Raw genomic sequence first — 21,960 nt, forward strand, 5'->3', positions numbered from 1 at the left:
TTTCTGACCTTCTTTGTTGTTTCAAATGATAGAGGTGATATTAAGTTATTATTTATTTGCTAACTTTAAAAATAATTTTTGAGCCTGTTTGCGAATTCAAGCTTTAACGTGGAATAGGTATCAGCTTAGTATCCTGCTTATTATCATGATTAAATTCCAAAGAAGAAAACGGTTTCAGAAACATTCTTTTGTGAGGGAAAGATATTTCTGAAAAACTATTTTCTGAAGAAATCGGCTATCAAAGGATTTCAGAAATAATTTGAAAAAAACTTCACAAAAATATTGTGAAATGATTTACAAATTTTCAAAAAATGCTATAATAATTTTGTAAACAAAATTGTGAAACTTTTAACAAGGTAAAGGAGTCTCAAATGACTGAAAAAAATAGTGCCGTTGAATCAACCCCTGTTGCCGCAACAATTGATGCTCTTGTTCAAAAAGGTCTGGCTGCTCTTGAAGAGATGCGTCAATTGGATCAAGAACAAGTTGACTACATCGTTGCCAAAGCTTCTGTTGCTGCTTTAGATGCTCACGGTGAACTTGCCAAACATGCTTATGAAGAAACAGGTCGTGGTGTTTTTGAAGATAAAGCAACAAAAAACCTATTTGCGTGTGAACATGTTGTGAATAATATGCGCCATCAAAAAACAGTGGGTATTATTGATGAAGATGATGTGACCGGTTTGACCTTGATCGCTGAGCCAGTAGGTGTTATTTGTGGGATCACTCCAACAACCAACCCAACGTCAACAGCTATTTTTAAATCTTTAATTTCATTAAAAACACGCAACCCAATTATTTTTGCTTTCCACCCGTCAGCTCAGGAATCGTCAGCACATGCAGCTCGTATCGTTAGAGATGCGGCCATTGCAGCCGGTGCTCCTGAAAATTGTGTTCAATGGGTTGAGACACCATCGCTTGAAGCGACTAATGCTTTGATGAACCATGATGGTATTGCAACAATTCTTGCTACTGGTGGTAATGCAATGGTTAAGGCAGCTTACTCATGTGGGAAGCCTGCTCTTGGAGTAGGGGCTGGTAATGTTCCTGCTTATGTTGAAAAGTCTGCTAATATTCGTCAAGCGGCTCATGATATTGTTATGTCTAAATCATTTGACAATGGAATGGTCTGTGCTTCTGAGCAAGCAGTTATTATTGACAAAGAAATTTATGATGATTTTGTTGCTGAATTCAAGTCATACCACACTTATTTTGTTAACAAAAAAGAAAAAGCCCTTCTTGAAAATTTCTGTTTTGGTGTTAAAGCAAACAGTAAAAACTGTGCTGGTGCTAAATTAAATCCTAATATTGTTGGTAAATCAGCAACTTGGATTGCAGAGCAGGCTGGATTTACTGTTCCAGAAGGAACCAATATTCTTGCAGCAGAATGTCAAGAAGTTTCTGAAAAAGAGCCATTAACACGTGAAAAATTATCTCCAGTTATTGCTGTCTTAAAATCGGAATCACGTGAAGATGGTGTTGAAAAAGCCCGTCAAATGGTTGAATTCAATGGTCTTGGTCACTCAGCAGCAATTCATACGGCTGATGCAGATTTGGCTAAAGAATTCGGTACTAGGATTCGTGCTATCCGTGTGATTTGGAACTCACCTTCTACATTTGGTGGTATTGGTGATGTTTACAATGCTTTCTTGCCATCATTAACGTTGGGATGTGGTTCTTATGGTCGCAACTCAGTAGGTGATAACGTTAGCGCTGTTAATCTTTTGAACATCAAAAAAGTAGGAAGACGTAGAAATAATATGCAATGGTTTAAAGTTCCTTCAAAAACATACTTCGAACGTGATTCAATTCAATACCTTCAAAAATGTCGTGACGTTGAACGCGTGATGATTGTTACTGACCATGCCATGGTTGAACTTGGTTTCTTGGATCGTATTATTGAGCAATTAGATCTTCGTCGTAACAAAGTTGTTTATCAAATCTTTGCCGATGTTGAACCAGATCCAGACATTACAACTGTCATGAAAGGTACTGAATTAATGCGTACCTTCAAACCAGATACCATTATTGCACTTGGTGGTGGTTCTCCAATGGATGCTGCCAAAGTGATGTGGCTATTCTACGAGCAACCAGAAGTTGATTTCCATGATCTTGTTCAAAAATTCATGGACATTCGTAAGCGTGCTTTCAAATTCCCTGAACTTGGTAAGAAAACAAAATTTATTGCTATTCCAACCACATCTGGTACAGGTTCAGAGGTAACACCATTTGCTGTTATTTCAGACAAGGCTAATAACCGCAAATACCCAATTGCTGACTACTCATTGACACCAACTGTGGCAATCGTTGACCCAGCTTTGGTATTGACAGTTCCAGGCTTTATTGCCGCTGATACTGGTATGGATGTTTTGACACATGCCACAGAAGCCTATGTGTCACAAATGGCTAATGACTTTACAGATGGTTTGGCCCTTCAAGCGATCAAGATTGTCTTTGATACCCTTGAAAAATCAGTTAAAGAAGCTGACTTTGAGTCTCGTGAAAAGATGCACAATGCCTCAACAATGGCAGGTATGGCTTTTGCTAATGCTTTCTTAGGCATTTCTCATTCAATGGCTCATAAGATTGGTGCACAATTCCACACTGTTCACGGTCGTACCAACGCTATCCTACTTCCGTATGTTATCCGTTACAATGGTACACGCCCGGCCAAGACAGCAACATGGCCTAAGTATAATTACTACCGTGCGGATGAAAAATACCAAGATATTGCTAAATTATTAGGTCTTCCAGCCTCTACACCAGAAGAAGCGGTTGAATCTTATGCCAAAGCTGTTTATGATCTTGGTTGCCGAGTTGGCATTAAGATGAATTTCAAAGACCAAGGTATTGATGAAAAAGAATGGAAAGAACATTCTCGTGCATTGGCTTACCTTGCTTATGAAGACCAATGTTCACCGGCAAACCCACGCTTGCCAATGGTTGATCACATGCAAGAAATCATCGAGGATGCTTATTATGGTTATGCAGAACGACCAGGACGTCGAAAATAATCTCTGAAAGTGATGTGATGCAACGATCTCTTATGTTTTTAAACATAAGAGATCGTTTTTTGCATGCCAAAAAGAATAATAACAATTTTGACTGATGGCTATTTTTTATTTTCGAAGTTAAGAGTTGAAAAACTTAACCGGTTAAGTTTCAGAAAATTTTCAAAAATCTGTTGACAATAGCTGTGAAAAAATATAAAATTTTAATATGCAAACGATTACATAGCAACAATTAAATCATTATAAATGGAGGACTTATATGAAGGCCGTAGTTGTTAACCAAGCTAGCACAGGTGTAGAAGTTGTTGATCATGAATTACCAAAAATTGGTCATGGTGAAGCGCTCGTTAAGGTGGAATATTGTGGTGTATGCCACACCGATTTACACGTTGCGCATGGAGATTTTGGACAAGTGCCGGGACGCATCTTGGGTCATGAAGGAATCGGTATTGTTGAGGAATTAGGTGAAGGTGTAACATCATTAACAGTGGGCGATCGTGTCTCTATCGCATGGTTCTTTGAAGGTTGTGGTCACTGTGAATACTGTACAACAGGTCGTGAGACACTTTGTCGTTCTGTGAAAAATGCCGGTTACAGTGTTGATGGAGGAATGAGTGAATATGCAGTTGTAACAGCTGATTACGCTGTAAAAGTACCAGATGGTCTTGATCCAGCACAAGCCTCTTCGATCACTTGTGCTGGTGTAACAACCTATAAAGCTATTAAAGAAGCTGGTGCTGCTCCAGGTCAATGGATTGTTATTTTTGGTGCAGGTGGACTTGGAAACCTTGCTGTTCAATACGCTAAAAAAGTTTTCAATGCTCATGTTGTAGCAGTAGATATTAATAATGATAAACTTGAATTGGCAAAAGAAGTCGGTGCAGATATTACCGTTAACGGTAAAGAAATTGAAGATGTTTCAGGCTATATTCAAGAAAAAACTGGCGGGGCACACGGTGTTGTTGTAACTGCTGTTTCTAAAGTTGCCTTTAACCAAGCTATTGATAGCGTACGTGCAGGAGGAACAGTTGTTGCCGTTGGGCTTCCATCAGAATATATGGAGTTATCTATTGTGAAAACGGTTTTGGATGGTATCAAAGTAGTGGGTTCACTTGTTGGAACACGTAAAGACTTAGAAGAAGCTTTTGCCTTTGGTGCAGAAGGACTTGTTGTACCAGTGGTTGAAAAAGTCCCAGTCGATACGGCACCTCAAGTATTTGATGAAATGGAAAAAGGTTTGATTCAAGGGCGCAAAGTTTTGGACTTTACCTGTTAAGTCAGGTCATTTCAGGCAGTTTGAAGATTGATGGTGTTTAGTGTTCATTTTCAAAGAAATACACATAGTAGCATTCTTAAGAGAGAAAAATCTCTGATTTGAGAATGCTCTTTTATTTTAGACGTTTTAAAAACTGAGAATATGTTATATAATGGAAAAAATAAAAACAAGTAGGGTAAAACGATGCCGATGATGTATCAATCAACAAGAAACCAAGAAAATAAAGTGACGGCTAGTCCTTACAAATTTCCACGTGTTGTCGTTGAAGCGATTACAGATCAAAAAGTAGTTGATGATTTTGAAGCTGTTAAACAGCTAGCAAGCCTGTTCCAAGAGGAACAGCCTAGGGCAGTTGATGGTCTGCAAGAGGCTAAAGTTCGTCATCGTTTGCTTGTTAAGACACAGGAAATGCAAGCGGCAGTTGAAAGTTATCTTGGTCTGTAAGATTGGAGCCATAGGGCTCCTTTCGTTTGGAAGTAAAAGAATGATATATAAATGATATATACAAGAAAGATTTTATCCTTGGCCCTGCCTTCTATGGTGGAAAATGTTTTACAGATGTTAATGGGGATGGTTGACAATTATTTAGTCGCACAAATTGGACTCGTAGCTGTTTCAGGTGTCTCTATAGCTAATAATATTATCACGATTTATCAAGCCTTTTATATCGCTTTAGGCACAGCGGTGTCAAGTCTAATTGCTAGGAGTATTGGTAAAAATGACCGTGTAAAACAACTGAAGTACATGGCAGATGCGTTGCTTATAACATTAGTACTTTCGATTTTTTTAGGTTTAATTTCCTTAATGGGACGTAATGGCATATTAGCCCTGCTAGGGGCAGATGTTAGGGTTGCTCTTATTGGAGGACAATACTTAGCTATCGTCGGCAGTATGATTGTGAGTTTAGGGTTTCTAACGAGTCTTGGAGCAATTGTTCGAGCACAGGGACAGGCTCGAATTCCGATGCAAGTGAGTTTACTAACCAATGTCTTAAATGCCCTTTTTTCTGCTTTATCTATTTATGTTTGGCACTTTGGCTTGGCTGGAGTAGCTTGGGCGACCGTTTTGTCACGCCTAATTGGAATTCTCATTCTTTGCCACTATATTCCTGTTAAAGGCATTCTAAAAATGATAGGAACACCGCTAGATAAAGCTGTTTTTAAGTTATCATTACCAGCTATGGGTGAACGTCTTATGATGCGGGTGGGAGATGTTTTTATGATTGCTATTATTGCTCATTTTGGGACAGCCGTTTTAGCAGGAAATGCGATTGGAGAAACCTTAACTCAGTTTAACTATATGCCTGGAATGGCGATGTCAACAGCGACGATTATTCTTGTTGCTGACCAGTTAGGACGTGAAAAAGTGGCAGAAATTAAAGTGATTGCCAAAGAGTCATTGACCTTAGGTACCCTTACAATGGTTGCTCTTGGGGTGATAACTTATCTTGTGGGACCAATTTTGTTACCTTTATTTGCCCGTGATGTCAGTGCACAAAGTTCCGGTATGATTGTTCTACTCTTTTCTTTGTTGGGAGCACCCGCAACAGCAGGAACTTTAGTTTATACTGCAGCTTGGCAAGGCATTGGAAAAGCGAAGTTTCCTTTTTATGCTACAACGATAGGGATGTGGTTGATTAGAGTTGTATTTAGTTATATTATCGGTGTAGTGTGGGAATATGGTTTAGTTGGCGTCTGGATTGCAACGGTATTGGACAATGCCATGAGATGGCTTATTCTTTCCACACAATTTAAAAAGTATCTGCGGATCACCTGGCAATAAGAAGGTGGTTTTTTTGAAAAAATTGTCCAAAAAGCTTGCAATGACAGGATGTTTTTGTTATCATGTTATGGTGCTGTAAAAATACAGCTTTAGCTATGATGCGAGAGGTTGCGACACGCTCGGTTGCATTGCCACGTGACAGGTGTTGGTTTTTCTCGAGGAGCTAGCCTATTATCGTAAATAGACGAGAGGAGAAAAGATGGCAAACAAAAAAATCCGTATCCGTTTGAAAGCGTACGAACACCGTACACTTGATACAGCGGCAGAAAAAATCGTTGAAACTGCAACACGTACAGGTGCGACAGTTGCTGGACCAGTTCCACTTCCAACTGAACGTAGTCTTTACACAATTATTCGTGCGACTCACAAATATAAAGATTCTCGCGAACAATTTGAGATGCGTACACACAAACGTCTTATCGACATTGTGAACCCAACTCAAAAGACTGTTGATGCTCTTATGAAATTGGATCTTCCAAGTGGTGTCAACGTAGAAATCAAACTTTAATCTGATTTCTGAGCACAAAAAACGCTCGTAAAAAACTTTTTTGAGCACGAAAAACGCTCATTAAAAACTTTTTGAAATATTATTAAGAAAAGGAAATATTTTCTCATGACAAAAGGAATCTTAGGGAAAAAAGTGGGAATGACTCAAATCTTCACTGAAACTGGTGAATTTATCCCTGTTACTGTCATCGAAGCAACTCCAAACGTTGTGCTTCAAGTTAAAACTGTTGCAACAGACGGTTACGAAGCAGTTCAAGTTGGTTTTGATGACAAACGCGAAGTATTGAGCAACAAACCTGCCAAAGGCCATGTAGCAAAAGCTAACACAGCTCCTAAGCGCTTCATTCGTGAATTCAAAAACATTGAAGGCTTAGAAGTAGGTTCAGAAATTACTGTTGATACATTCGCAGCTGGCGATGTTGTTGATGTAACGGGTACTTCAAAAGGTAAAGGTTTCCAAGGTGTTATCAAGCGCCATGGTCAATCACGTGGTCCTATGGCTCACGGTTCTCGTTACCACCGTCGTCCAGGTTCAATGGGACCTGTTGCGCCAAACCGTGTTTTCAAAAACAAACACTTAGCAGGACGTATGGGTGGAAATCGTGTCACCATTCAGAACCTTGAAATTGTACAAGTTATTCCAGAAAAGAATGTTATCCTTATCAAAGGAAACGTACCAGGTGCTAAGAAATCTCTTATCACTATCAAATCAGCAGTTAAAGCTGCTAAGTAATAAGAAAGGAGAAAACAGTTAAAATGGCAAACGTAAAACTATTTGACCAAACTGGTAAAGAAGTTAGCTCAGTTGAATTGAGTGATGCTATCTTTGGCATTGAACCAAACGAATCAGTTGTCTTTGATGTTGTAATCAGCCAACGTGCTAGCCTTCGCCAAGGTACTCATGCGGTTAAAAATCGTTCAGCAGTATCAGGCGGCGGACGTAAACCATGGCGTCAAAAAGGGACTGGACGTGCACGTCAAGGTTCTATCCGTTCACCACAATGGCGTGGTGGTGGTGTTGTCTTTGGACCAACTCCACGTTCATACGGATACAAACTTCCACAAAAAGTTCGTCGCCTTGCTTTGAAATCAGTTTACTCAGCAAAAGTTGCTGAAGATAAATTTGTCGCTGTAGAAAGCCTTTCATTTGCAGCACCAAAAACTGCTGAATTTGCAAAAGTTCTCTCAGCCCTTAGTATTGATACAAAAGTACTTGTTCTTGTTGAAGAAGGAAATGAGTTCGCAGCACTTTCTGCACGTAACCTTCCAAACGTAACTGTTTCAACTGCAACAACTGCAAGTGTTCTTGATATCGTAAACGCAGACAAACTTCTTGTAACTAAAGAAGCAATCTCTACAATTGAGGAGGTTCTTGCATAATGAATTTGTACGATGTAATCAAAAAGCCAGTTATCACTGAAAAGTCAATGATTGCTCTTGAAGCAGGGAAATACACTTTTGAAGTTGATACACGTGCACACAAACTTTTGATCAAGCAAGCTGTGGAAGCTGCATTTGACGGAGTTAAAGTCGCAAGTGTAAACACTGTTAACCTTAAGCCAAAAGCAAAACGTGTTGGTCGTCACACAGGTTTCACTAGCAAAACTAAAAAAGCTATTATCACTCTTACAGCTGATTCAAAAGCAATCGAGTTGTTCGCAGCTGAAGCTGAATAATCTAAGGAGGAAATAACGTGGGTATTAAAGTTTATAAACCAACGACAAATGGCCGTCGTAACATGACTTCTTTGGATTTCGCGGAAATCACAACAAGCACACCTGAGAAATCATTGCTTGTTTCTCTTAAAAACAAAGCTGGTCGTAACAACAATGGTCGTATCACAGTTCGTCACCAAGGTGGTGGGCATAAACGCCATTACCGTTTGATCGACTTCAAACGTAACAAAGATGGCGTTGAAGCAGTTGTTAAAACAATCGAATACGATCCAAACCGTACTGCAAACATCGCACTTGTACACTACACTGACGGAGTTAAAGCTTACATCATTGCACCTAAAGGTCTTGAAGTAGGTCAACGTATTGTTTCTGGTCCAGATGCAGATATCAAAGTTGGTAATGCACTTCCATTAACCAATATCCCTGTTGGTACAGTTGTTCACAATATTGAGTTGAAACCTGGTAAAGGTGGGGAACTTGTTCGTGCAGCTGGAGCGTCTGCTCAAGTGCTTGGTCAAGAAGGTAAATATGTTCTTGTTCGTCTTCAATCAGGCGAAGTGCGTATGATTCTTGGTACTTGTCGTGCAACAATCGGTACAGTTGGTAATGAACAACAATCGCTTGTTAACATTGGTAAAGCAGGACGTAACCGTTGGAAAGGTATCCGACCAACAGTTCGCGGTTCTGTAATGAACCCTAACGATCACCCACACGGTGGTGGTGAAGGTAAAGCACCAGTCGGACGTAAAGCGCCATCAACGCCATGGGGTAAACCAGCGCTTGGTCTTAAAACACGTAACAAAAAAGCTAAATCCGACAAACTTATTGTTCGTCGTCGTAATGAAAAATAATCGTCTGCAAGCTGATTAAAGCCTGCTAGATAATCGTTACAATAGCTTTGCTATTGATTCCGCCAACTCGGTAGAGTTTGAGGCATGGCTCTTAATCTCAAGCCGCTGTGGTACATTATTTAAAGGAGAAAACTACAAAATGGGACGTAGTCTTAAAAAAGGACCTTTCGTCGATGAGCATTTGATGAAAAAAGTTGAAGCTCAAGCAAACGACGAAAAGAAAAAAGTCATTAAAACTTGGTCACGTCGTTCAACGATTTTCCCAAGTTTCATCGGATATACAATCGCAGTTTATGATGGACGTAAACATGTACCTGTTTACATCCAAGAAGACATGGTAGGTCACAAGCTTGGTGAATTTGCACCAACTCGTACTTACAAAGGTCACGCAGCTGACGACAAGAAAACACGTCGTTAATAGGAGGAGGACACAATGGCAGAAATTACTTCAGCTAAAGCAATGGCTCGTACAGTGCGTGTTTCACCTCGTAAAACACGTTTAGTACTTGATCTTATCCGTGGTAAGAAAGTCGCTGACGCAATCGCAATCTTAAAATTCACGCCAAACAAAGCAGCTCGTGTTATTGAGAAAACTCTTAACTCAGCTATTGCAAACGCAGAAAATAACTTTGGTTTGGAAAAAGCTAACTTGGTGGTATCTGAAACATTCGCCAACGAAGGACCAACAATGAAACGTTTTCGTCCACGTGCGAAAGGTTCCGCTTCACCAATCAACAAACGTACAACTCACGTAACAGTGGTTGTATCAGAAAAATAAGGAGGTAAAATCGTGGGTCAAAAAGTACATCCAATTGGTATGCGTGTCGGTATCATCCGTGACTGGGATGCGAAATGGTATGCTGAAAAAGAATACGCGGATTACCTTCATGAAGATCTTGCAATCCGTAAATTCATTAACAAAGAATTAGCAGAAGCTTCAGTTTCAACAATCGAAATTGAACGTGCTGTAAACAAAGTTATTGTCTCACTTCACACTGCAAAGCCAGGTATGGTTATCGGTAAAGGTGGTGCAAATGTTGACGCCCTTCGTGCTCAACTTAACAAATTAACCGGAAAACAAGTACATATTAACATTATCGAGATCAAGCAACCAGATCTTGATGCTCACCTTGTTGGTGAAAACATTGCTCGTCAACTTGAGCAACGTGTTGCTTTCCGCCGCGCTCAAAAACAAGCAATCCAACGTACAATGCGTGCTGGAGCTAAAGGGATTAAAACTCAAGTTTCAGGTCGTTTGAACGGTGCTGATATCGCTCGTTCAGAGGGCTACTCAGAAGGAACTGTTCCTCTTCATACCCTTCGTGCAGATATTGACTACGCTTGGGAAGAAGCCGACACTACATACGGTAAACTTGGTGTTAAAGTTTGGATCTATCGTGGTGAAGTCCTTCCAGCTCGTAAAAACACTAAAGGAGGCAAATAACAAATGTTAGTACCTAAACGTGTTAAACACCGTCGTGAGTTCCGTGGGAAAATGCGTGGTGAAGCAAAAGGTGGAAAAACTGTAGATTTTGGTGAATTTGGTCTTCAAGCTACAACAAGCTCATGGATTACTAACCGTCAAATCGAAGCTGCCCGTATCGCGATGACTCGCTATATGAAACGTGGTGGTAAAGTTTGGATTAAAATCTTCCCGCACAAATCTTACACAGCAAAAGCTATCGGGGTTCGTATGGGATCTGGTAAAGGGGCACCTGAAGGTTGGGTAGCGCCAGTTAAACGAGGTAAAGTGATGTTTGAAGTTGCCGGTGTTTCAGAAGAAATTGCTCGCGAAGCACTTCGTCTTGCTAGCCACAAATTACCAGTTAAATGTAAATTCGTAAAACGTGAAGCAGAATAAGGAGAAGACATGAAACTTGAAGAAATCAAAAAGTTTGTTGCTGAGCTTCGTGGCTTGTCTCAAGAAGAGCTTGCTAAAAAAGAAAACGACCTCAAAAAAGAACTTTTCGACCTTCGTTTTCAAGCTGCAGCAGGTCAACTTGATCAAACTGCTCGTTTGAACGAAGTGAAAAAACAAATTGCCCGTGTAAAAACGGTGCAATCTGAAATGAAATAATAGATTGGGAAAGGAGAAATTCTAATAATGGAACGTAATCAACGTAAAACCCTTGTTGGACGCGTAGTATCTGATAAGATGGACAAAACAATCACTGTTGTAGTTGAAACAAAACGTAACCACCCAGTCTATGGTAAACGTATCAACTATTCTAAAAAATACAAAGCACATGATGAAAAGAACCTTGCTAAAGAAGGCGATATTGTTCGTATCATGGAAACTCGTCCACTATCGGCTACAAAACGTTTCCGTCTTGTAGAAGTGGTGGAAGAAGCTGTTATTATCTAATCAAACTAAAAGGAGAAAATTGAAATGATTCAACAAGAAACTCGCTTGAAAGTTGCTGATAATAGCGGTGCTCGTGAGATCTTGACTATCAAAGTTCTTGGTGGTTCAGGACGTAAATTCGCTAACATCGGTGACGTGATCGTTGCTTCTGTAAAACAAGCCACTCCTGGTGGAACGGTTAAAAAAGGTGACGTGGTTAAAGCTGTTATCGTTCGTACAAAAACAGGTGCTCGTCGTCCAGATGGTTCATATATCAAATTTGATGACAATGCTGCTGTAATCATTCGTGATGATAAAACACCTCGTGGAACTCGTATCTTTGGTCCTGTTGCACGCGAACTTCGTGAAGGTGGCTACATGAAGATTGTTTCACTTGCACCAGAAGTACTTTAATTGTTAAAGATTAAACAAACTAAGTCCCCTAGGATTACCTAGGGTGCCCATTAGGGCGTAAGAAAATAATAGGAGAAACCCAGAATGTTTGTAAAAAAAGGCGACAAAGTTCGCGTAATTGCTGGTAAGGATAAAGGCACTGAAGCTGTAGTGCTTAAGGCGCTTCCAAAACTTAACAAGGTTGTTGTTGAAGGTGTTGGAATGATCAAAAAACACCAAAAACCAAATACCGAAAATCCTCAAGGTGCTATCATTGAAAAAGAAGCTCCAATCCATGTATCTAATGTTCAAGTATTGGATAAAAATGGTGTAGCTGGACGTGTTGGTTATAAATTTGTTGACGGCAAAAAAGTACGTTACAGCAAAAAATCAGGCGAAGTGCTTGATTAATCACGAAGGAAAGGAGAAGCATAATGGCAAATCGTTTAAAAGAAAAATATACTAACGAAGTAATTCCTGTGTTGACAGAGAAATTCAATTACACATCAGTTATGGCCGTGCCAAAAGTTGAGAAAATCGTTCTTAACATGGGTGTTGGTGATGCGGTGTCAAACGCAAAAAACCTTGAGAAAGCAGCTGCTGAATTAGCGCTTATCTCAGGTCAAAAACCGCTTATTACTAAAGCTAAGAAATCAATCGCTGGCTTCCGTCTTCGTGAAGGTGTTGCGATCGGTGCGAAAGTTACCCTTCGTGGCGAACGTATGTACGAATTCCTAGACAAATTGGTTAGCGTTTCACTTCCTCGTGTTCGTGACTTCCACGGTGTTCCAACAAAATCATTTGATGGACGTGGGAACTACACTCTTGGCGTGAAAGAACAACTTATCTTCCCAGAAATCAACTTTGATGATGTTGATAAAGTGCGTGGTCTTGATATCGTAATCGTCACTACTGCAAATACTGACGAAGAATCACGTGAATTGCTTAAAGGCCTTGGAATGCCTTTTGCAAAATAATAGGGGGTAAATAAATTGGCTAAAAAATCTATGATTGCTAAGAACAAACGTCCTGCAAAACACTCTACACAAGCTTATACTCGCTGTGAGAAATGTGGACGTCCACATTCCGTTTACCGCAAGTTTAAACTTTGCCGTGTTTGTTTCCGTGAATTGGCTTACAAAGGTCAAATTCCAGGTGTTGTTAAAGCTTCTTGGTAAAAAAATGATACAAAGAGCGTAGTGGACAAAGTGAAAATAGCAAATCTGAGGAAGAACGCTTGCGTTTTAGGAGGATTTATCTTTTTTCACATAGCCCGCAGTTCGTGTTCAAATAAGCTCATTGGCTTAGTTGGACAACCTGCCCAGTCGGGCAATTAACTAGCAAGTGATTGATTCAAACTACTAGTAAGAGGAGAAAATATAAAATGGTTATGACTGACCCAATTGCAGACTTTTTAACACGCATTCGTAATGCTAATCAAGTGAAACATGAAGTGTTAGAAGTACCTGCATCAAACATCAAAAAAGGGATTGCAGAAATCCTTAAACGTGAAGGTTTTGTGAAAAACGTTGAAGTTATTGAAGATGACAAACAAGGAATCATTCGTGTTTTCCTTAAGTATGGTCAAAACGGTGAACGTGTTATTACTAATCTGAAGCGTATTTCAAAACCAGGTCTTCGCGTTTATGCTAAACGTGAAGCTATTCCTAAAGTTCTTAATGGTCTTGGAATTGCAATCATTTCAACTTCTGAAGGTCTTTTGACTGATAAAGAAGCACGCCAAAAAAATGTTGGCGGAGAAGTTATTGCTTACGTTTGGTAATGTCATGATACAAAAGCCGTAACGAATAATCTAAAATTCGAGAACGCATGCCGTTTACTTGTAAACAAGAGCATTTATCTATTTCAGATGCCCGTTCGTCGGCTGTGTTCAAATCATAGTTGAACAATCATGCTTACCTTAACCAATTGAACACGGGCGAAAGTCTGTGTGAAAAAGACAAACTTCTAGTGCTCTGTCAGTTTTTTGTTTGCGACTGACAGCCTGTAAAACACCACTGGAGTTTTACACTCGTCAAGTTTTCTATTTTCACTATGGCGTTTACCGCCCTTAGTATCTTGGTTACCCGTGAAAACTAGTCGCACAGCGGCTTGATAATCTAACAGGAGAAAAATATGTCACGTATTGGTAATAAAGTTATTATTTTGCCAGCAGGTGTTGAAATCATTAATAATGACAACGTTGTTACTGTAAAAGGACCTAAAGGCGAACTCACTCGTGAGTTCAACAAAAACATTGAAATCAAAGTTGAAGGGACTGAGATTACTCTTGTACGTCCTAACGACTCAAAAGAAATGAAAACAATCCATGGAACAACTCGTGCGAACTTGAACAACATGGTTGTTGGTGTTTCTGAAGGTTTCAAAAAAGATCTTGAAATGAAAGGTGTCGGTTATCGTGCTCAACTTCAAGGTACGAAACTAGTCCTTTCAGTAGGTAAATCTCACCAGGATGAAGTTGAAGCTCCAGAAGGAATTACGTTCACTGTTGCTAACCCAACTTCAATCTCAGTTGAAGGAATCAACAAAGAAGTTGTTGGTCAAACGGCTGCTTACATCCGTAGCTTACGTTCGCCAGAACCTTACAAAGGTAAAGGTATCCGCTACGTTGGTGAGTATGTGCGCCTTAAAGAAGGTAAAACTGGTAAATAATGTTCTTAGTCGGGCATGGTTTAAGGTTTTTATACCATGTCTGGTGAGTTCAATGGACAATTTGTCCAATAGTCAAACTTAAATTAAGAGGTGAAAATTGTGATTTCGAAACCAGATAAAAACAAAGTCCGCCAAAAACGCCATCGTCGTGTCCGCGGTAAACTCTCTGGAACTGCAGAACGCCCACGTTTGAACGTATTCCGTTCTAATACAGGCATCTACGCTCAAGTTATTGATGACGTAGCGGGTGTAACGCTCGCAAGTGCATCAACTCTTGACAAAGAAGTTTCTAAAGGAAGTAAAACTGAACAAGCCGTTGTAGTCGGCAAACTTGTTGCTGAACGTGCAGTGGCTAAAGGTATTTCTGAAGTGGTGTTTGACCGCGGTGGATATCTCTATCACGGCCGTGTTAAAGCTTTAGCTGATGCAGCTCGTGAAAACGGATTGAAATTCTAATAGGGAGGACACAAAATAATGGCATTTAAAGATAATGCAGTTGAACTTGAAGAACGCGTTGTTGCGATTAACCGCGTTACAAAAGTTGTTAAAGGTGGACGTCGTCTTCGTTTTGCAGCTCTTGTAGTTGTTGGTGATGGAAATGGTCGTGTTGGATTTGGTACTGGTAAAGCTCAGGAAGTACCAGAAGCAATCCGTAAAGCAGTTGAAGCTGCTAAGAAAAACATGATTGAAGTACCAATGGTTGGCACAACAATTCCTCACGAAGTATTTACTAACTTTGGTGGAGCTAAAGTATTATTGAAACCAGCTGTAGAAGGTTCTGGAGTTGCTGCTGGTGGTGCAGTTCGTGCCGTCATCGAATTAGCAGGTATTGCTGATATTACTTCAAAATCTCTTGGTTCAAATACTCCAATCAACATTGTTCGTGCAACTGTTGAAGGATTGAAACAACTTAAACGTGCAGAAGAAGTTGCCGCACTTCGCGGCATCTCAGTTTCTGACTTAGCATAAGAAAGGGGATCATCATGGCTCAAATTAAAATTACTTTGACTAAGTCTCCAATCGGACGTAAGCCAGAACAACGTAAAACGGTTGTTGCTCTTGGACTTGGTAAATTAAACTCTTCAGTCATTAAAGAAGATAACGCTGCTATCCGTGGTATGGTTACAGCTATCTCTCACTTAGTTACAGTTGAAGACGTTAAATAAGTTATATGCATGAAATCTTTGATTTCATAGATTAACACAGGCACAGAACCGACTCTTGTGAATTGCTTTTTAGGCAATAAACAGTGGTCGGTTAGTGCGTATCTGCATTAGGTTATTCTTGATAACTTAATATTATTAATGTATAGGCGAGTTTCTATGGGGAGTCCTTTCTCCTCATAGAGGCGCTAGCATTTTACAAAAAAGGAGAAAAAATGAAACTTCATGAATTAAAAGCTGCTGAAGGTTCTCGTAAAGTACGCAACCGTGTTGGACGTGGAACATCATCAGGCAATGGTAAAACATCTGGTCGTGGTCAAAAAGGTCAAAAATCTCGTAGTGGTGGTGGCGTACGTCTAGGTTTTGAAGGTGGACAAACACCATTGTTCCGCCGTATTCCAAAACGTGGATTTACAAATATCAACACTAAGGAATATGCGCTTGTTAATCTTGAACAACTAAACATCTTTGAAGATGGCGCTGAAGTGACACCAGTTGTTCTTAAAGAAGCTGGAATTGTTCGTGCCGAAAAATCAGGTGTGAAAGTTCTTGGTAACGGTGAATTGACTAAAAAGTTGACTGTAAAAGCAGCTAAATTCTCAAAATCTGCTGAAGCAGCTATTATTGCTAAAGGTGGTTCAATCGAAGTCATCTAATGAGGGGATACTCATTATGTTCTTAAAAATACTTAAAGATGCATTGAAGATAAGGACTGTAAGAAATAAAATTTTTTTCACAATCTTTATCATCTTTGTATTCCGAATCGGGACGCATATCACTGTACCTGGTGTAAATGCAAAAAGCTTAGAGCAGCTGAGTGAACTTCCTTTTCTAAACATGTTAAACTTGGTCAGTGGTAATGCTATGAGAAACTTTTCGGTATTCTCTATGGGGGTCAGCCCTTACATTACCGCTTCGATCGTTGTTCAACTGTTGCAAATGGATATTTTACCGAAGTTTGTTGAATGGGGGAAACAAGGTGAGGTTGGTCGTCGCAAATTAAATCAGGCGACACGTTACATTTCTCTCGTTTTGGCTTTCGCACAATCTATTGGTATTACCGCAGGGTTTAATACCTTATCAAGTGTTGCTCTTGTGAAGACACCAGATGTTAGAACCTATTTGCTTATAGGCGCTTTGCTCACAACAGGTAGTGTGATTGTTACTTGGCTTGGAGAACAAATTACAGATAAAGGCTTTGGTAATGGAGTTTCAATGATTATCTTTGCAGGGATCATTTCATCTATTCCAAATGCGATTGCAACGATTCGCGAAGATTACTTTGTCAATGTTAAAGCAAGTGATTTACAGTCATCATACATTATCGTTGGTATTTTAATCTTAGCCGTTCTTGCTATTGTTTTCTTTACAACATACGTTCAACAAGCAGAATATAAAATTCCAATCCAATATACAAAGTTGATGCAAGGTGCACCTACAAGTTCATACCTTCCATTAAAAGTAAATCCAGCTGGTGTTATTCCTGTTATCTTTGCCAGCTCGATTACAACTATTCCAAGTACGATTATTCCTTTTATTCAAAATGGTAAAAATATACCGTGGTTAGCACGCCTACAGGAGATTTTTAATTATCAAACTCCCGTTGGCATGATGGTTTATGCTTTGCTGATTGTTTTGTTCTCGTTCTTCTACACTTTTGTTCAGGTAAATCCTGAAAAGACAGCAGAAAATCTTCAGAAGAATTCGTCTTATATTCCAAGTGTTAGACCTGGACGTGAGACAGAACAATTTATGTCATCATTGCTTAAAAAATTAGCGACCGTAGGAGCTGTTTTCTTAGCCTTTATTTCTCTGGTACCGATTGCAGCACAACAAGCCCTTAACCTTTCTTCTAGTATTGCTTTAGGTGGGACAAGCTTGCTCATTTTGATTTCAACTGGTATCGAAGGGATGAAACAACTTGAAGGCTACCTTCTCAAGAGGAAATATGTTGGATTTATGAATATTACAGAATAGAATATAGGTTGACCTTGTCAACCTTCTATTTTGTTTTTAAATGACAGTAAGACTTAGTAAACTAAAACGATTTCTTATTGCCATTTGAAAACAAAAAAAGGAAATTAATTTCCTAATTTAAAAGAGGAGAAAAAGATGAATCTTTTAATCATGGGTTTACCAGGAGCTGGGAAAGGTACTCAAGCTGCAAAGATTGTTGAAGAATTTGGGTTAATCCATATTTCAACGGGAGATATGTTCCGTGCAGCCATGGCTAACCAAACTGAGATGGGAGTTCTTGCTAAATCATATATTGACAAAGGTGATTTAGTACCCGATGAAGTTACAAATGGAATCGTTAAGGAACGCTTGTCACGGGATGATATTAATGACAATGGTTTCTTATTGGATGGTTATCCACGTACGCTTGAACAAGCATATGCTTTGGATGATGCTCTAAAAGCCTTGGGACTTACTTTAGACGGAGTTATTAATATTGATGTTGATCCGGCTGCTCTAGTTGAACGGCTTAGCGGTCGTATTATTAATAAAAAAACGGGGGAAACTTTCCACAGAATCTTTAACCCACCAGTCGGTGATTATGATGAAAGTGATTTCTATCAACGTGAAGATGATAAACCTGAGACAGTAAAACGTCGCTTGGATGTCAATATTGCACAAGGCGAACCAATTCTTGAACATTATCGTCAAATAGGAATTGTTTACGATATTGATGGAAATAAAGATATTTCGGAGGTTTTTCTTACTATTGAAAACGTCCTATCTAGCCTAAAATAAATTCAAGGAAATGGCTTGCGCAAGTTGTTTAGTCGTGATATAATAGGCTAGTCTGACTTATAATTGTTACCTCTGTGCTCAGAGGACATCAAATCGAAATTTAGGGGGGCTTTTGCGTGGCAAAAGAAGACGTGATTGAAATTGAAGGCAAAGTCGTAGAGACTATGCCAAACGCAATGTTTACTGTTGAATTGGAAAATGGACATCAGATTCTGGCAACTGTATCAGGAAAAATCCGTAAAAATTACATTCGTATTTTGGTAGGTGATCGTGTTACTGTAGAGATGAGTCCATACGACTTGACACGTGGACGTATCACATACCGCTTTAAATAATCGAAATAATTGGAGGGATTAAAACATGAAGGTAAGACCATCGGTTAAACCAATTTGCGAATACTGTAAAGTTATTCGTCGTAACGGTCGTGTTATGGTAATTTGTCCAACAAATCCAAAACACAAACAACGTCAAGGATAAGAATAGAAAGGAGAAAAAATGGCTCGTATTGCTGGAGTTGATATTCCAAATGATAAACGCGTAGTAATTTCACTTACTTATGTGTACGGAATTGGTCTTGCAACATCAAAAAAAATCTTGGCAGCTGCTGGTATTTCAGAAGATATCCGTGTTAAAGATTTGACATCAGATCAAGAAGACGCTATCCGTCGTGAAGTAGATGCAATTAAAGTTGAAGGTGACCTTCGTCGTGAAGTCAACTTGAACATCAAACGCTTGATGGAAATCGGTTCATACCGTGGAATCCGTCACCGTCGTGGACTTCCTGTCCGTGGACAAAACACTAAAAATAATGCTCGCACTCGTAAAGGTAAAGCTGTCGCGATTGCAGGTAAGAAAAAATAAAATAGGAGGTAAAAAAATTGGCTAAACCAACACGTAAACGTCGTGTGAAGAAGAACATTGAATCCGGTGTTGCACATATTCACGCTACATTTAATAACACTATTGTTATGATTACAGATGTGCATGGTAATGCTCTTGCATGGTCATCAGCTGGTGCTCTTGGTTTTAAAGGTTCTCGTAAATCTACTCCATTCGCTGCTCAAATGGCTGCAGAAGCTGCTGCAAAATCTGCACAAGAACATGGACTTAAAACGGTTGAAGTTACTGTAAAAGGTCCTGGTTCAGGTCGTGAATCAGCTATCCGTGCCCTAGCTGCTGCTGGTCTTGAAGTAACTGCAATTCGTGATGTGACTCCTGTACCACATAATGGTGCTCGTCCTCCAAAACGTCGTCGTGTATAATCATATAACAAATAGTACACAAGTTTCGTTTCGAGGGGTGAAAAAATGATTGAGTTTGAAAAACCAACAATAACAAAAATTGATGAAAATAAAGATTATGGTAGATTTGTAATCGAACCACTTGAACGTGGATACGGTACAACTCTAGGTAATTCTCTTCGTCGTGTACTCCTGTCGTCACTTCCAGGTGCAGCAGTTACATCAATTAAGATTGATGGAGTATTACACGAATTTGATACAATCCCAGGTGTACGTGAAGATGTCATGCAAATTATCCTTAATGTTAAGGGACTTGCTGTGAAATCATACGTCGAAGACGAAAAGATTATTGAACTTGATGTAGAAGGACCAGCGGAAGTAACAGCTGGGGATATCCTTACTGACAGTGATATCGAACTTGTTAACCCGGATCATTATCTTTTTACAATTGCAGAAGGACATGCTTTGCGAGCTACTATGACTGTTGCCAAAAAGCGTGGATATGTGCCAGCAGAAGGTAATAAAAAAGATGATGCACCTGTGGGAACATTGGCAGTAGATTCAATCTATACGCCAGTTAAAAAAGTTAATTATCAGGTTGAGTCTGCCCGCGTTGGTAGCAATGATGGCTTTGATAAGTTAACAATTGAAATCATGACAAACGGAACAATTATTCCTGAAGATGCTTTAGGTTTATCTGCCCGAGTTTTGATCGAACACTTGAATTTATTTACAGATTTAACTGATGTTGCTAAAGCAACTGAGGTAATGAAAGAAACTGAAAAAGTGAACGATGAAAAAGTGCTTGACCGCACTATTGAGGAACTTGACTTATCCGTACGCTCATATAACTGCTTAAAACGTGCAGGTATTAATACTGTATTTGATTTGACAGAAAAATCTGAGCCTGAAATGATGAAAGTCCGCAACCTTGGACGTAAGAGCCTTGAAGAAGTTAAGGTTAAACTTGCTGATTTAGGTCTTGGACTAAAAAACGATAAATAATATAGGAGGACAAAATGGCTTACCGTAAACTAGGACGCACTAGCTCACAACGTAAAGCAATGCTTCGTGATTTAACGACAGATCTTTTAATCAATGAATCAATTGTAACGACAGAAGCGCGTGCAAAAGAAATCCGTAAAACAGTTGAAAAAATGATTACTCTTGGTAAACGTGGTGATCTTCATGCTCGTCGCCAAGCAGCTGCATACGTTCGTAATGAAATTGCATCAGAAAACTATGATGAAGCTACTGACAAGTATACATCAACAACAGCGCTTCAGAAACTTTTCTCTGAGATTGCACCTCGTTATGCAGAACGCAATGGTGGATACACTCGTATTCTTAAAACAGAACCACGCCGTGGAGATGCTGCTCCAATGGCAATTATTGAATTAGTTTAATTTTTATCAATTTTGTTGAGTGTTATGATGGTGGAATGATAATCCTATTATTCTTAGTCTAGCTCTGGTCTACCGCTAGGTTTTTCCTAGCGGGAACACTCATCATATATTGTTAATATGTGTAACGCTTGTTTACGAAATAGGTCTATGATTAGAAGTACTTCGTAAGCAGGCGTTTTGCCTTGTCTAACTTGGATTAAGAGTTCCTCTCTAAAAATGGCTCTATAATACCCTAATTAAATAGCTATGAGTCAACTGTAGTGGACGGATGAAGAAACAACCGTAAGACAGAATGACATTGATTTTTTCAGTTTTGGGTTTGAATCTTAGTTCTGTGAGATTTCAAACAAAATAAGGAATATTAGCTTAAAACTTTGAAACTTAGTTGCTGTGAAGTATGACGACTACTACCTTATATATATTTTCGTCAATCCATTTTAATAAATTATAACAGCTGTAATTGCTAGCCATGCCCCATTGAGAATGGATAACCTATCGTTTCTCTCTAGCGGTGTCTAAAGGCACTCGCTAAACTTCATTTATGTTAATACTCAATTAAAATCAAAAATAGCCGATGTCCAATCTCTATGTACAATTGACTTGAGTTGAGCAGAAGATAAGTTTTGAATAACTTCCTGAAGTTTATCCATTACCGCACTTAGAGTTCTAAATACCTTATTCTTGAAACCACGTTTGCGAATCTCTGACCATACTTGTTCAATAGGGTTCATTTCAGGTGTATAGGGTGGAATGAAGGTGAATTCTATATTCTCAGGAATAGTTACTGTCTTAGATTTATGCCAGATGGCATTATCCATGACTAAAATAATGTAGTCATTTGGATAACTTGCTGATAGCTGGAGTAAAAATTCATTCATCCAAT

At 39.3% G+C, this 21,960-nt stretch carries 33 protein-coding genes and 1 pseudogene; 33 read left to right on the top strand and 1 reads right to left on the bottom strand.

The annotated features are described in order from the left end of the window. Window positions 1-371: 371 nt before the first annotated feature. The 33 genes and pseudogenes from adhE to rplQ all read left to right on the top strand — a co-directional run bounded on the left by adhE (window position 372) and on the right by rplQ (window position 21,077). Window positions 372-3,014: a bifunctional acetaldehyde-CoA/alcohol dehydrogenase gene (gene adhE, locus H346_RS0102820; RefSeq protein WP_027969749.1), complete on the top strand. Its 2,643-nt coding sequence runs from the start codon at window positions 372-374 to the stop codon at window positions 3,012-3,014. A 256-nt stretch (window positions 3,015-3,270) separates the two neighbouring features. Continuing rightward, a complete protein-coding gene (adhP, locus tag H346_RS0102825) occupies window positions 3,271-4,287 on the top strand; it encodes an alcohol dehydrogenase AdhP (protein WP_027969750.1) in 1,017 nt (338 codons plus the stop codon). 228 nt (window positions 4,288-4,515) lie between these two features. Further along, window positions 4,516-4,731, top strand: a pseudogene (locus H346_RS0102830) (threonine synthase); the annotation flags it as partial. A 51-nt stretch (window positions 4,732-4,782) separates the two neighbouring features. Continuing rightward, window positions 4,783-6,069 (top strand): MATE family efflux transporter, encoded by a 1,287-nt coding sequence (locus tag H346_RS0102835; protein ID WP_027969752.1) that lies wholly within the window; start codon window positions 4,783-4,785, stop codon window positions 6,067-6,069. 199 nt (window positions 6,070-6,268) lie between these two features. Beyond that, window positions 6,269-6,577 (top strand): 30S ribosomal protein S10, encoded by a 309-nt coding sequence (gene rpsJ / locus H346_RS0102840; protein ID WP_003046044.1) that lies wholly within the window; start codon window positions 6,269-6,271, stop codon window positions 6,575-6,577. A 105-nt stretch (window positions 6,578-6,682) separates the two neighbouring features. Continuing rightward, window positions 6,683-7,309 (top strand): 50S ribosomal protein L3, encoded by a 627-nt coding sequence (gene rplC, locus H346_RS0102845; protein ID WP_027969753.1) that lies wholly within the window; start codon window positions 6,683-6,685, stop codon window positions 7,307-7,309. 23 nt (window positions 7,310-7,332) lie between these two features. Then, complete coding sequence (gene rplD / locus H346_RS0102850) at window positions 7,333-7,956, top strand: 50S ribosomal protein L4 (protein ID WP_027969754.1); 624 nt, start codon at window positions 7,333-7,335, stop codon at window positions 7,954-7,956. Next, entirely contained in the window at window positions 7,956-8,252 is a 297-nt protein-coding gene (locus tag H346_RS0102855) for a 50S ribosomal protein L23 (RefSeq protein ID WP_027969755.1), read from the top strand. The genes rplD and H346_RS0102855 overlap by 1 nt, the downstream gene beginning before the upstream one ends. Before the next feature lie 17 nt (window positions 8,253-8,269). Next, a complete protein-coding gene (gene rplB, locus H346_RS0102860) occupies window positions 8,270-9,103 on the top strand; it encodes a 50S ribosomal protein L2 (RefSeq protein ID WP_027969756.1) in 834 nt (277 codons plus the stop codon). A gap of 139 nt (window positions 9,104-9,242) precedes the next feature. Next, the gene (rpsS, locus tag H346_RS0102865) at window positions 9,243-9,521 is read left to right on the top strand and encodes a 30S ribosomal protein S19 (RefSeq protein WP_000533765.1); all 279 of its coding nucleotides are present in this window, start codon (window positions 9,243-9,245) and stop codon (window positions 9,519-9,521) included. Window positions 9,522-9,536: 15 nt separating this feature from the next. After that, complete coding sequence (gene rplV, locus H346_RS0102870; RefSeq protein ID WP_002986651.1) at window positions 9,537-9,881, top strand: 50S ribosomal protein L22; 345 nt, start codon at window positions 9,537-9,539, stop codon at window positions 9,879-9,881. A 12-nt stretch (window positions 9,882-9,893) separates the two neighbouring features. Further along, window positions 9,894-10,547 (top strand): 30S ribosomal protein S3, encoded by a 654-nt coding sequence (rpsC, locus tag H346_RS0102875; RefSeq protein WP_012514737.1) that lies wholly within the window; start codon window positions 9,894-9,896, stop codon window positions 10,545-10,547. 3 nt (window positions 10,548-10,550) lie between these two features. Next, a complete protein-coding gene (gene rplP / locus H346_RS0102880; protein WP_027969757.1) occupies window positions 10,551-10,964 on the top strand; it encodes a 50S ribosomal protein L16 in 414 nt (137 codons plus the stop codon). Between the two features lie 9 nt (window positions 10,965-10,973). Continuing rightward, complete coding sequence (gene rpmC / locus H346_RS0102885) at window positions 10,974-11,180, top strand: 50S ribosomal protein L29 (protein ID WP_027969758.1); 207 nt, start codon at window positions 10,974-10,976, stop codon at window positions 11,178-11,180. A 27-nt stretch (window positions 11,181-11,207) separates the two neighbouring features. Beyond that, window positions 11,208-11,468, top strand: coding sequence for a 30S ribosomal protein S17 (rpsQ, locus tag H346_RS0102890; protein WP_003049116.1), 261 nt, complete (start codon window positions 11,208-11,210; stop codon window positions 11,466-11,468). 24 nt (window positions 11,469-11,492) lie between these two features. Beyond that, window positions 11,493-11,861: a 50S ribosomal protein L14 gene (rplN, locus tag H346_RS0102895; protein WP_027969759.1), complete on the top strand. Its 369-nt coding sequence runs from the start codon at window positions 11,493-11,495 to the stop codon at window positions 11,859-11,861. 84 nt (window positions 11,862-11,945) lie between these two features. Next, window positions 11,946-12,251: a 50S ribosomal protein L24 gene (gene rplX / locus H346_RS0102900; RefSeq protein ID WP_027969760.1), complete on the top strand. Its 306-nt coding sequence runs from the start codon at window positions 11,946-11,948 to the stop codon at window positions 12,249-12,251. Between the two features lie 23 nt (window positions 12,252-12,274). Continuing rightward, on the top strand, window positions 12,275-12,817 hold the full coding sequence (gene rplE / locus H346_RS0102905; RefSeq protein WP_027969761.1) for a 50S ribosomal protein L5: 543 nt from the start codon (window positions 12,275-12,277) through the stop codon (window positions 12,815-12,817). A gap of 15 nt (window positions 12,818-12,832) precedes the next feature. Next, window positions 12,833-13,018, top strand: coding sequence for a type Z 30S ribosomal protein S14 (locus tag H346_RS0102910; protein WP_002987746.1), 186 nt, complete (start codon window positions 12,833-12,835; stop codon window positions 13,016-13,018). A 206-nt stretch (window positions 13,019-13,224) separates the two neighbouring features. Then, complete coding sequence (gene rpsH / locus H346_RS0102915) at window positions 13,225-13,623, top strand: 30S ribosomal protein S8 (RefSeq protein WP_027969762.1); 399 nt, start codon at window positions 13,225-13,227, stop codon at window positions 13,621-13,623. A gap of 353 nt (window positions 13,624-13,976) precedes the next feature. Then, window positions 13,977-14,513: a 50S ribosomal protein L6 gene (rplF, locus tag H346_RS0102920; RefSeq protein ID WP_027969763.1), complete on the top strand. Its 537-nt coding sequence runs from the start codon at window positions 13,977-13,979 to the stop codon at window positions 14,511-14,513. A gap of 99 nt (window positions 14,514-14,612) precedes the next feature. Beyond that, on the top strand, window positions 14,613-14,969 hold the full coding sequence (rplR, locus tag H346_RS0102925) for a 50S ribosomal protein L18 (RefSeq protein WP_027969764.1): 357 nt from the start codon (window positions 14,613-14,615) through the stop codon (window positions 14,967-14,969). A gap of 18 nt (window positions 14,970-14,987) precedes the next feature. Then, window positions 14,988-15,482: a 30S ribosomal protein S5 gene (rpsE, locus tag H346_RS0102930; protein WP_027969765.1), complete on the top strand. Its 495-nt coding sequence runs from the start codon at window positions 14,988-14,990 to the stop codon at window positions 15,480-15,482. Between the two features lie 14 nt (window positions 15,483-15,496). Beyond that, window positions 15,497-15,679: a 50S ribosomal protein L30 gene (gene rpmD / locus H346_RS0102935; protein WP_003046072.1), complete on the top strand. Its 183-nt coding sequence runs from the start codon at window positions 15,497-15,499 to the stop codon at window positions 15,677-15,679. Between the two features lie 212 nt (window positions 15,680-15,891). Continuing rightward, entirely contained in the window at window positions 15,892-16,332 is a 441-nt protein-coding gene (gene rplO, locus H346_RS0102940; RefSeq protein ID WP_027969766.1) for a 50S ribosomal protein L15, read from the top strand. Between the two features lie 16 nt (window positions 16,333-16,348). Further along, window positions 16,349-17,653, top strand: a complete 1,305-nt coding sequence (secY, locus tag H346_RS0102945; protein WP_027969767.1) for a preprotein translocase subunit SecY — start codon at window positions 16,349-16,351, stop codon at window positions 17,651-17,653. 135 nt (window positions 17,654-17,788) lie between these two features. Next, window positions 17,789-18,430, top strand: coding sequence for an adenylate kinase (locus H346_RS0102950; protein WP_027969768.1), 642 nt, complete (start codon window positions 17,789-17,791; stop codon window positions 18,428-18,430). A gap of 116 nt (window positions 18,431-18,546) precedes the next feature. Further along, window positions 18,547-18,765: a translation initiation factor IF-1 gene (infA, locus tag H346_RS0102955; RefSeq protein ID WP_001040189.1), complete on the top strand. Its 219-nt coding sequence runs from the start codon at window positions 18,547-18,549 to the stop codon at window positions 18,763-18,765. A 25-nt stretch (window positions 18,766-18,790) separates the two neighbouring features. After that, complete coding sequence (gene rpmJ / locus H346_RS10185; protein ID WP_000868345.1) at window positions 18,791-18,907, top strand: 50S ribosomal protein L36; 117 nt, start codon at window positions 18,791-18,793, stop codon at window positions 18,905-18,907. Window positions 18,908-18,925: 18 nt separating this feature from the next. Next, window positions 18,926-19,291: a 30S ribosomal protein S13 gene (gene rpsM, locus H346_RS0102960; RefSeq protein ID WP_003046081.1), complete on the top strand. Its 366-nt coding sequence runs from the start codon at window positions 18,926-18,928 to the stop codon at window positions 19,289-19,291. A 17-nt stretch (window positions 19,292-19,308) separates the two neighbouring features. After that, window positions 19,309-19,692, top strand: a complete 384-nt coding sequence (rpsK, locus tag H346_RS0102965) for a 30S ribosomal protein S11 (protein WP_001118387.1) — start codon at window positions 19,309-19,311, stop codon at window positions 19,690-19,692. 45 nt (window positions 19,693-19,737) lie between these two features. Next, window positions 19,738-20,676 (top strand): DNA-directed RNA polymerase subunit alpha, encoded by a 939-nt coding sequence (locus tag H346_RS0102970; protein WP_027969769.1) that lies wholly within the window; start codon window positions 19,738-19,740, stop codon window positions 20,674-20,676. 14 nt (window positions 20,677-20,690) lie between these two features. Further along, window positions 20,691-21,077 carry a 50S ribosomal protein L17 gene (rplQ, locus tag H346_RS0102975; protein WP_002986602.1) on the top strand — a complete coding sequence of 129 codons (387 nt, stop codon included), beginning with the start codon at window positions 20,691-20,693 and terminating at the stop codon, window positions 21,075-21,077. Window positions 21,078-21,628: 551 nt separating this feature from the next. Here rplQ and H346_RS0102980 read toward each other — a convergent pair. Further along, window positions 21,629-21,960, bottom strand: a 332-nt coding sequence (locus H346_RS0102980; protein ID WP_027969770.1) for a transposase, incomplete at its 5' end; no start/stop codon positions are given.

Source organism: Streptococcus castoreus DSM 17536 (assembly GCF_000425025.1).
Classification (GTDB): domain Bacteria; phylum Bacillota; class Bacilli; order Lactobacillales; family Streptococcaceae; genus Streptococcus; species Streptococcus castoreus.

Excerpts from the sequence above, each read along its gene's own strand:
- H346_RS0102835 (WP_027969752.1), top strand. The coding sequence starts at position 4,783 with ATGATATATACAAGAAAGATTTTATCCTTGGCCCTGCCTTCTATGGTG.
- rpmJ (WP_000868345.1), top strand. The coding sequence starts at position 18,791 with ATGAAGGTAAGACCATCGGTTAAACCAATTTGCGAATACTGTAAAGTT.
- rpsH (WP_027969762.1), top strand. The coding sequence starts at position 13,225 with ATGGTTATGACTGACCCAATTGCAGACTTTTTAACACGCATTCGTAAT.
- rpsM (WP_003046081.1), top strand. The coding sequence starts at position 18,926 with ATGGCTCGTATTGCTGGAGTTGATATTCCAAATGATAAACGCGTAGTA.
- rplD (WP_027969754.1), top strand. The coding sequence starts at position 7,333 with ATGGCAAACGTAAAACTATTTGACCAAACTGGTAAAGAAGTTAGCTCA.
- rpsE (WP_027969765.1), top strand. The coding sequence starts at position 14,988 with ATGGCATTTAAAGATAATGCAGTTGAACTTGAAGAACGCGTTGTTGCG.
- H346_RS0102970 (WP_027969769.1), top strand. The coding sequence starts at position 19,738 with ATGATTGAGTTTGAAAAACCAACAATAACAAAAATTGATGAAAATAAA.
- adhE (WP_027969749.1), top strand. The coding sequence starts at position 372 with ATGACTGAAAAAAATAGTGCCGTTGAATCAACCCCTGTTGCCGCAACA.
- rplX (WP_027969760.1), top strand. The coding sequence starts at position 11,946 with ATGTTTGTAAAAAAAGGCGACAAAGTTCGCGTAATTGCTGGTAAGGAT.
- rpsS (WP_000533765.1), top strand. The coding sequence starts at position 9,243 with ATGGGACGTAGTCTTAAAAAAGGACCTTTCGTCGATGAGCATTTGATG.
- rplQ (WP_002986602.1), top strand. The coding sequence starts at position 20,691 with ATGGCTTACCGTAAACTAGGACGCACTAGCTCACAACGTAAAGCAATG.
- rplC (WP_027969753.1), top strand. The coding sequence starts at position 6,683 with ATGACAAAAGGAATCTTAGGGAAAAAAGTGGGAATGACTCAAATCTTC.
- rplV (WP_002986651.1), top strand. The coding sequence starts at position 9,537 with ATGGCAGAAATTACTTCAGCTAAAGCAATGGCTCGTACAGTGCGTGTT.
- rplE (WP_027969761.1), top strand. The coding sequence starts at position 12,275 with ATGGCAAATCGTTTAAAAGAAAAATATACTAACGAAGTAATTCCTGTG.
- H346_RS0102950 (WP_027969768.1), top strand. The coding sequence starts at position 17,789 with ATGAATCTTTTAATCATGGGTTTACCAGGAGCTGGGAAAGGTACTCAA.
- rplO (WP_027969766.1), top strand. The coding sequence starts at position 15,892 with ATGAAACTTCATGAATTAAAAGCTGCTGAAGGTTCTCGTAAAGTACGC.
- rpmD (WP_003046072.1), top strand. The coding sequence starts at position 15,497 with ATGGCTCAAATTAAAATTACTTTGACTAAGTCTCCAATCGGACGTAAG.
- rplP (WP_027969757.1), top strand. The coding sequence starts at position 10,551 with ATGTTAGTACCTAAACGTGTTAAACACCGTCGTGAGTTCCGTGGGAAA.
- rplF (WP_027969763.1), top strand. The coding sequence starts at position 13,977 with ATGTCACGTATTGGTAATAAAGTTATTATTTTGCCAGCAGGTGTTGAA.
- secY (WP_027969767.1), top strand. The coding sequence starts at position 16,349 with ATGTTCTTAAAAATACTTAAAGATGCATTGAAGATAAGGACTGTAAGA.
- adhP (WP_027969750.1), top strand. The coding sequence starts at position 3,271 with ATGAAGGCCGTAGTTGTTAACCAAGCTAGCACAGGTGTAGAAGTTGTT.
- rplN (WP_027969759.1), top strand. The coding sequence starts at position 11,493 with ATGATTCAACAAGAAACTCGCTTGAAAGTTGCTGATAATAGCGGTGCT.
- rpsJ (WP_003046044.1), top strand. The coding sequence starts at position 6,269 with ATGGCAAACAAAAAAATCCGTATCCGTTTGAAAGCGTACGAACACCGT.
- rpmC (WP_027969758.1), top strand. The coding sequence starts at position 10,974 with ATGAAACTTGAAGAAATCAAAAAGTTTGTTGCTGAGCTTCGTGGCTTG.
- rpsQ (WP_003049116.1), top strand. The coding sequence starts at position 11,208 with ATGGAACGTAATCAACGTAAAACCCTTGTTGGACGCGTAGTATCTGAT.
- H346_RS0102855 (WP_027969755.1), top strand. The coding sequence starts at position 7,956 with ATGAATTTGTACGATGTAATCAAAAAGCCAGTTATCACTGAAAAGTCA.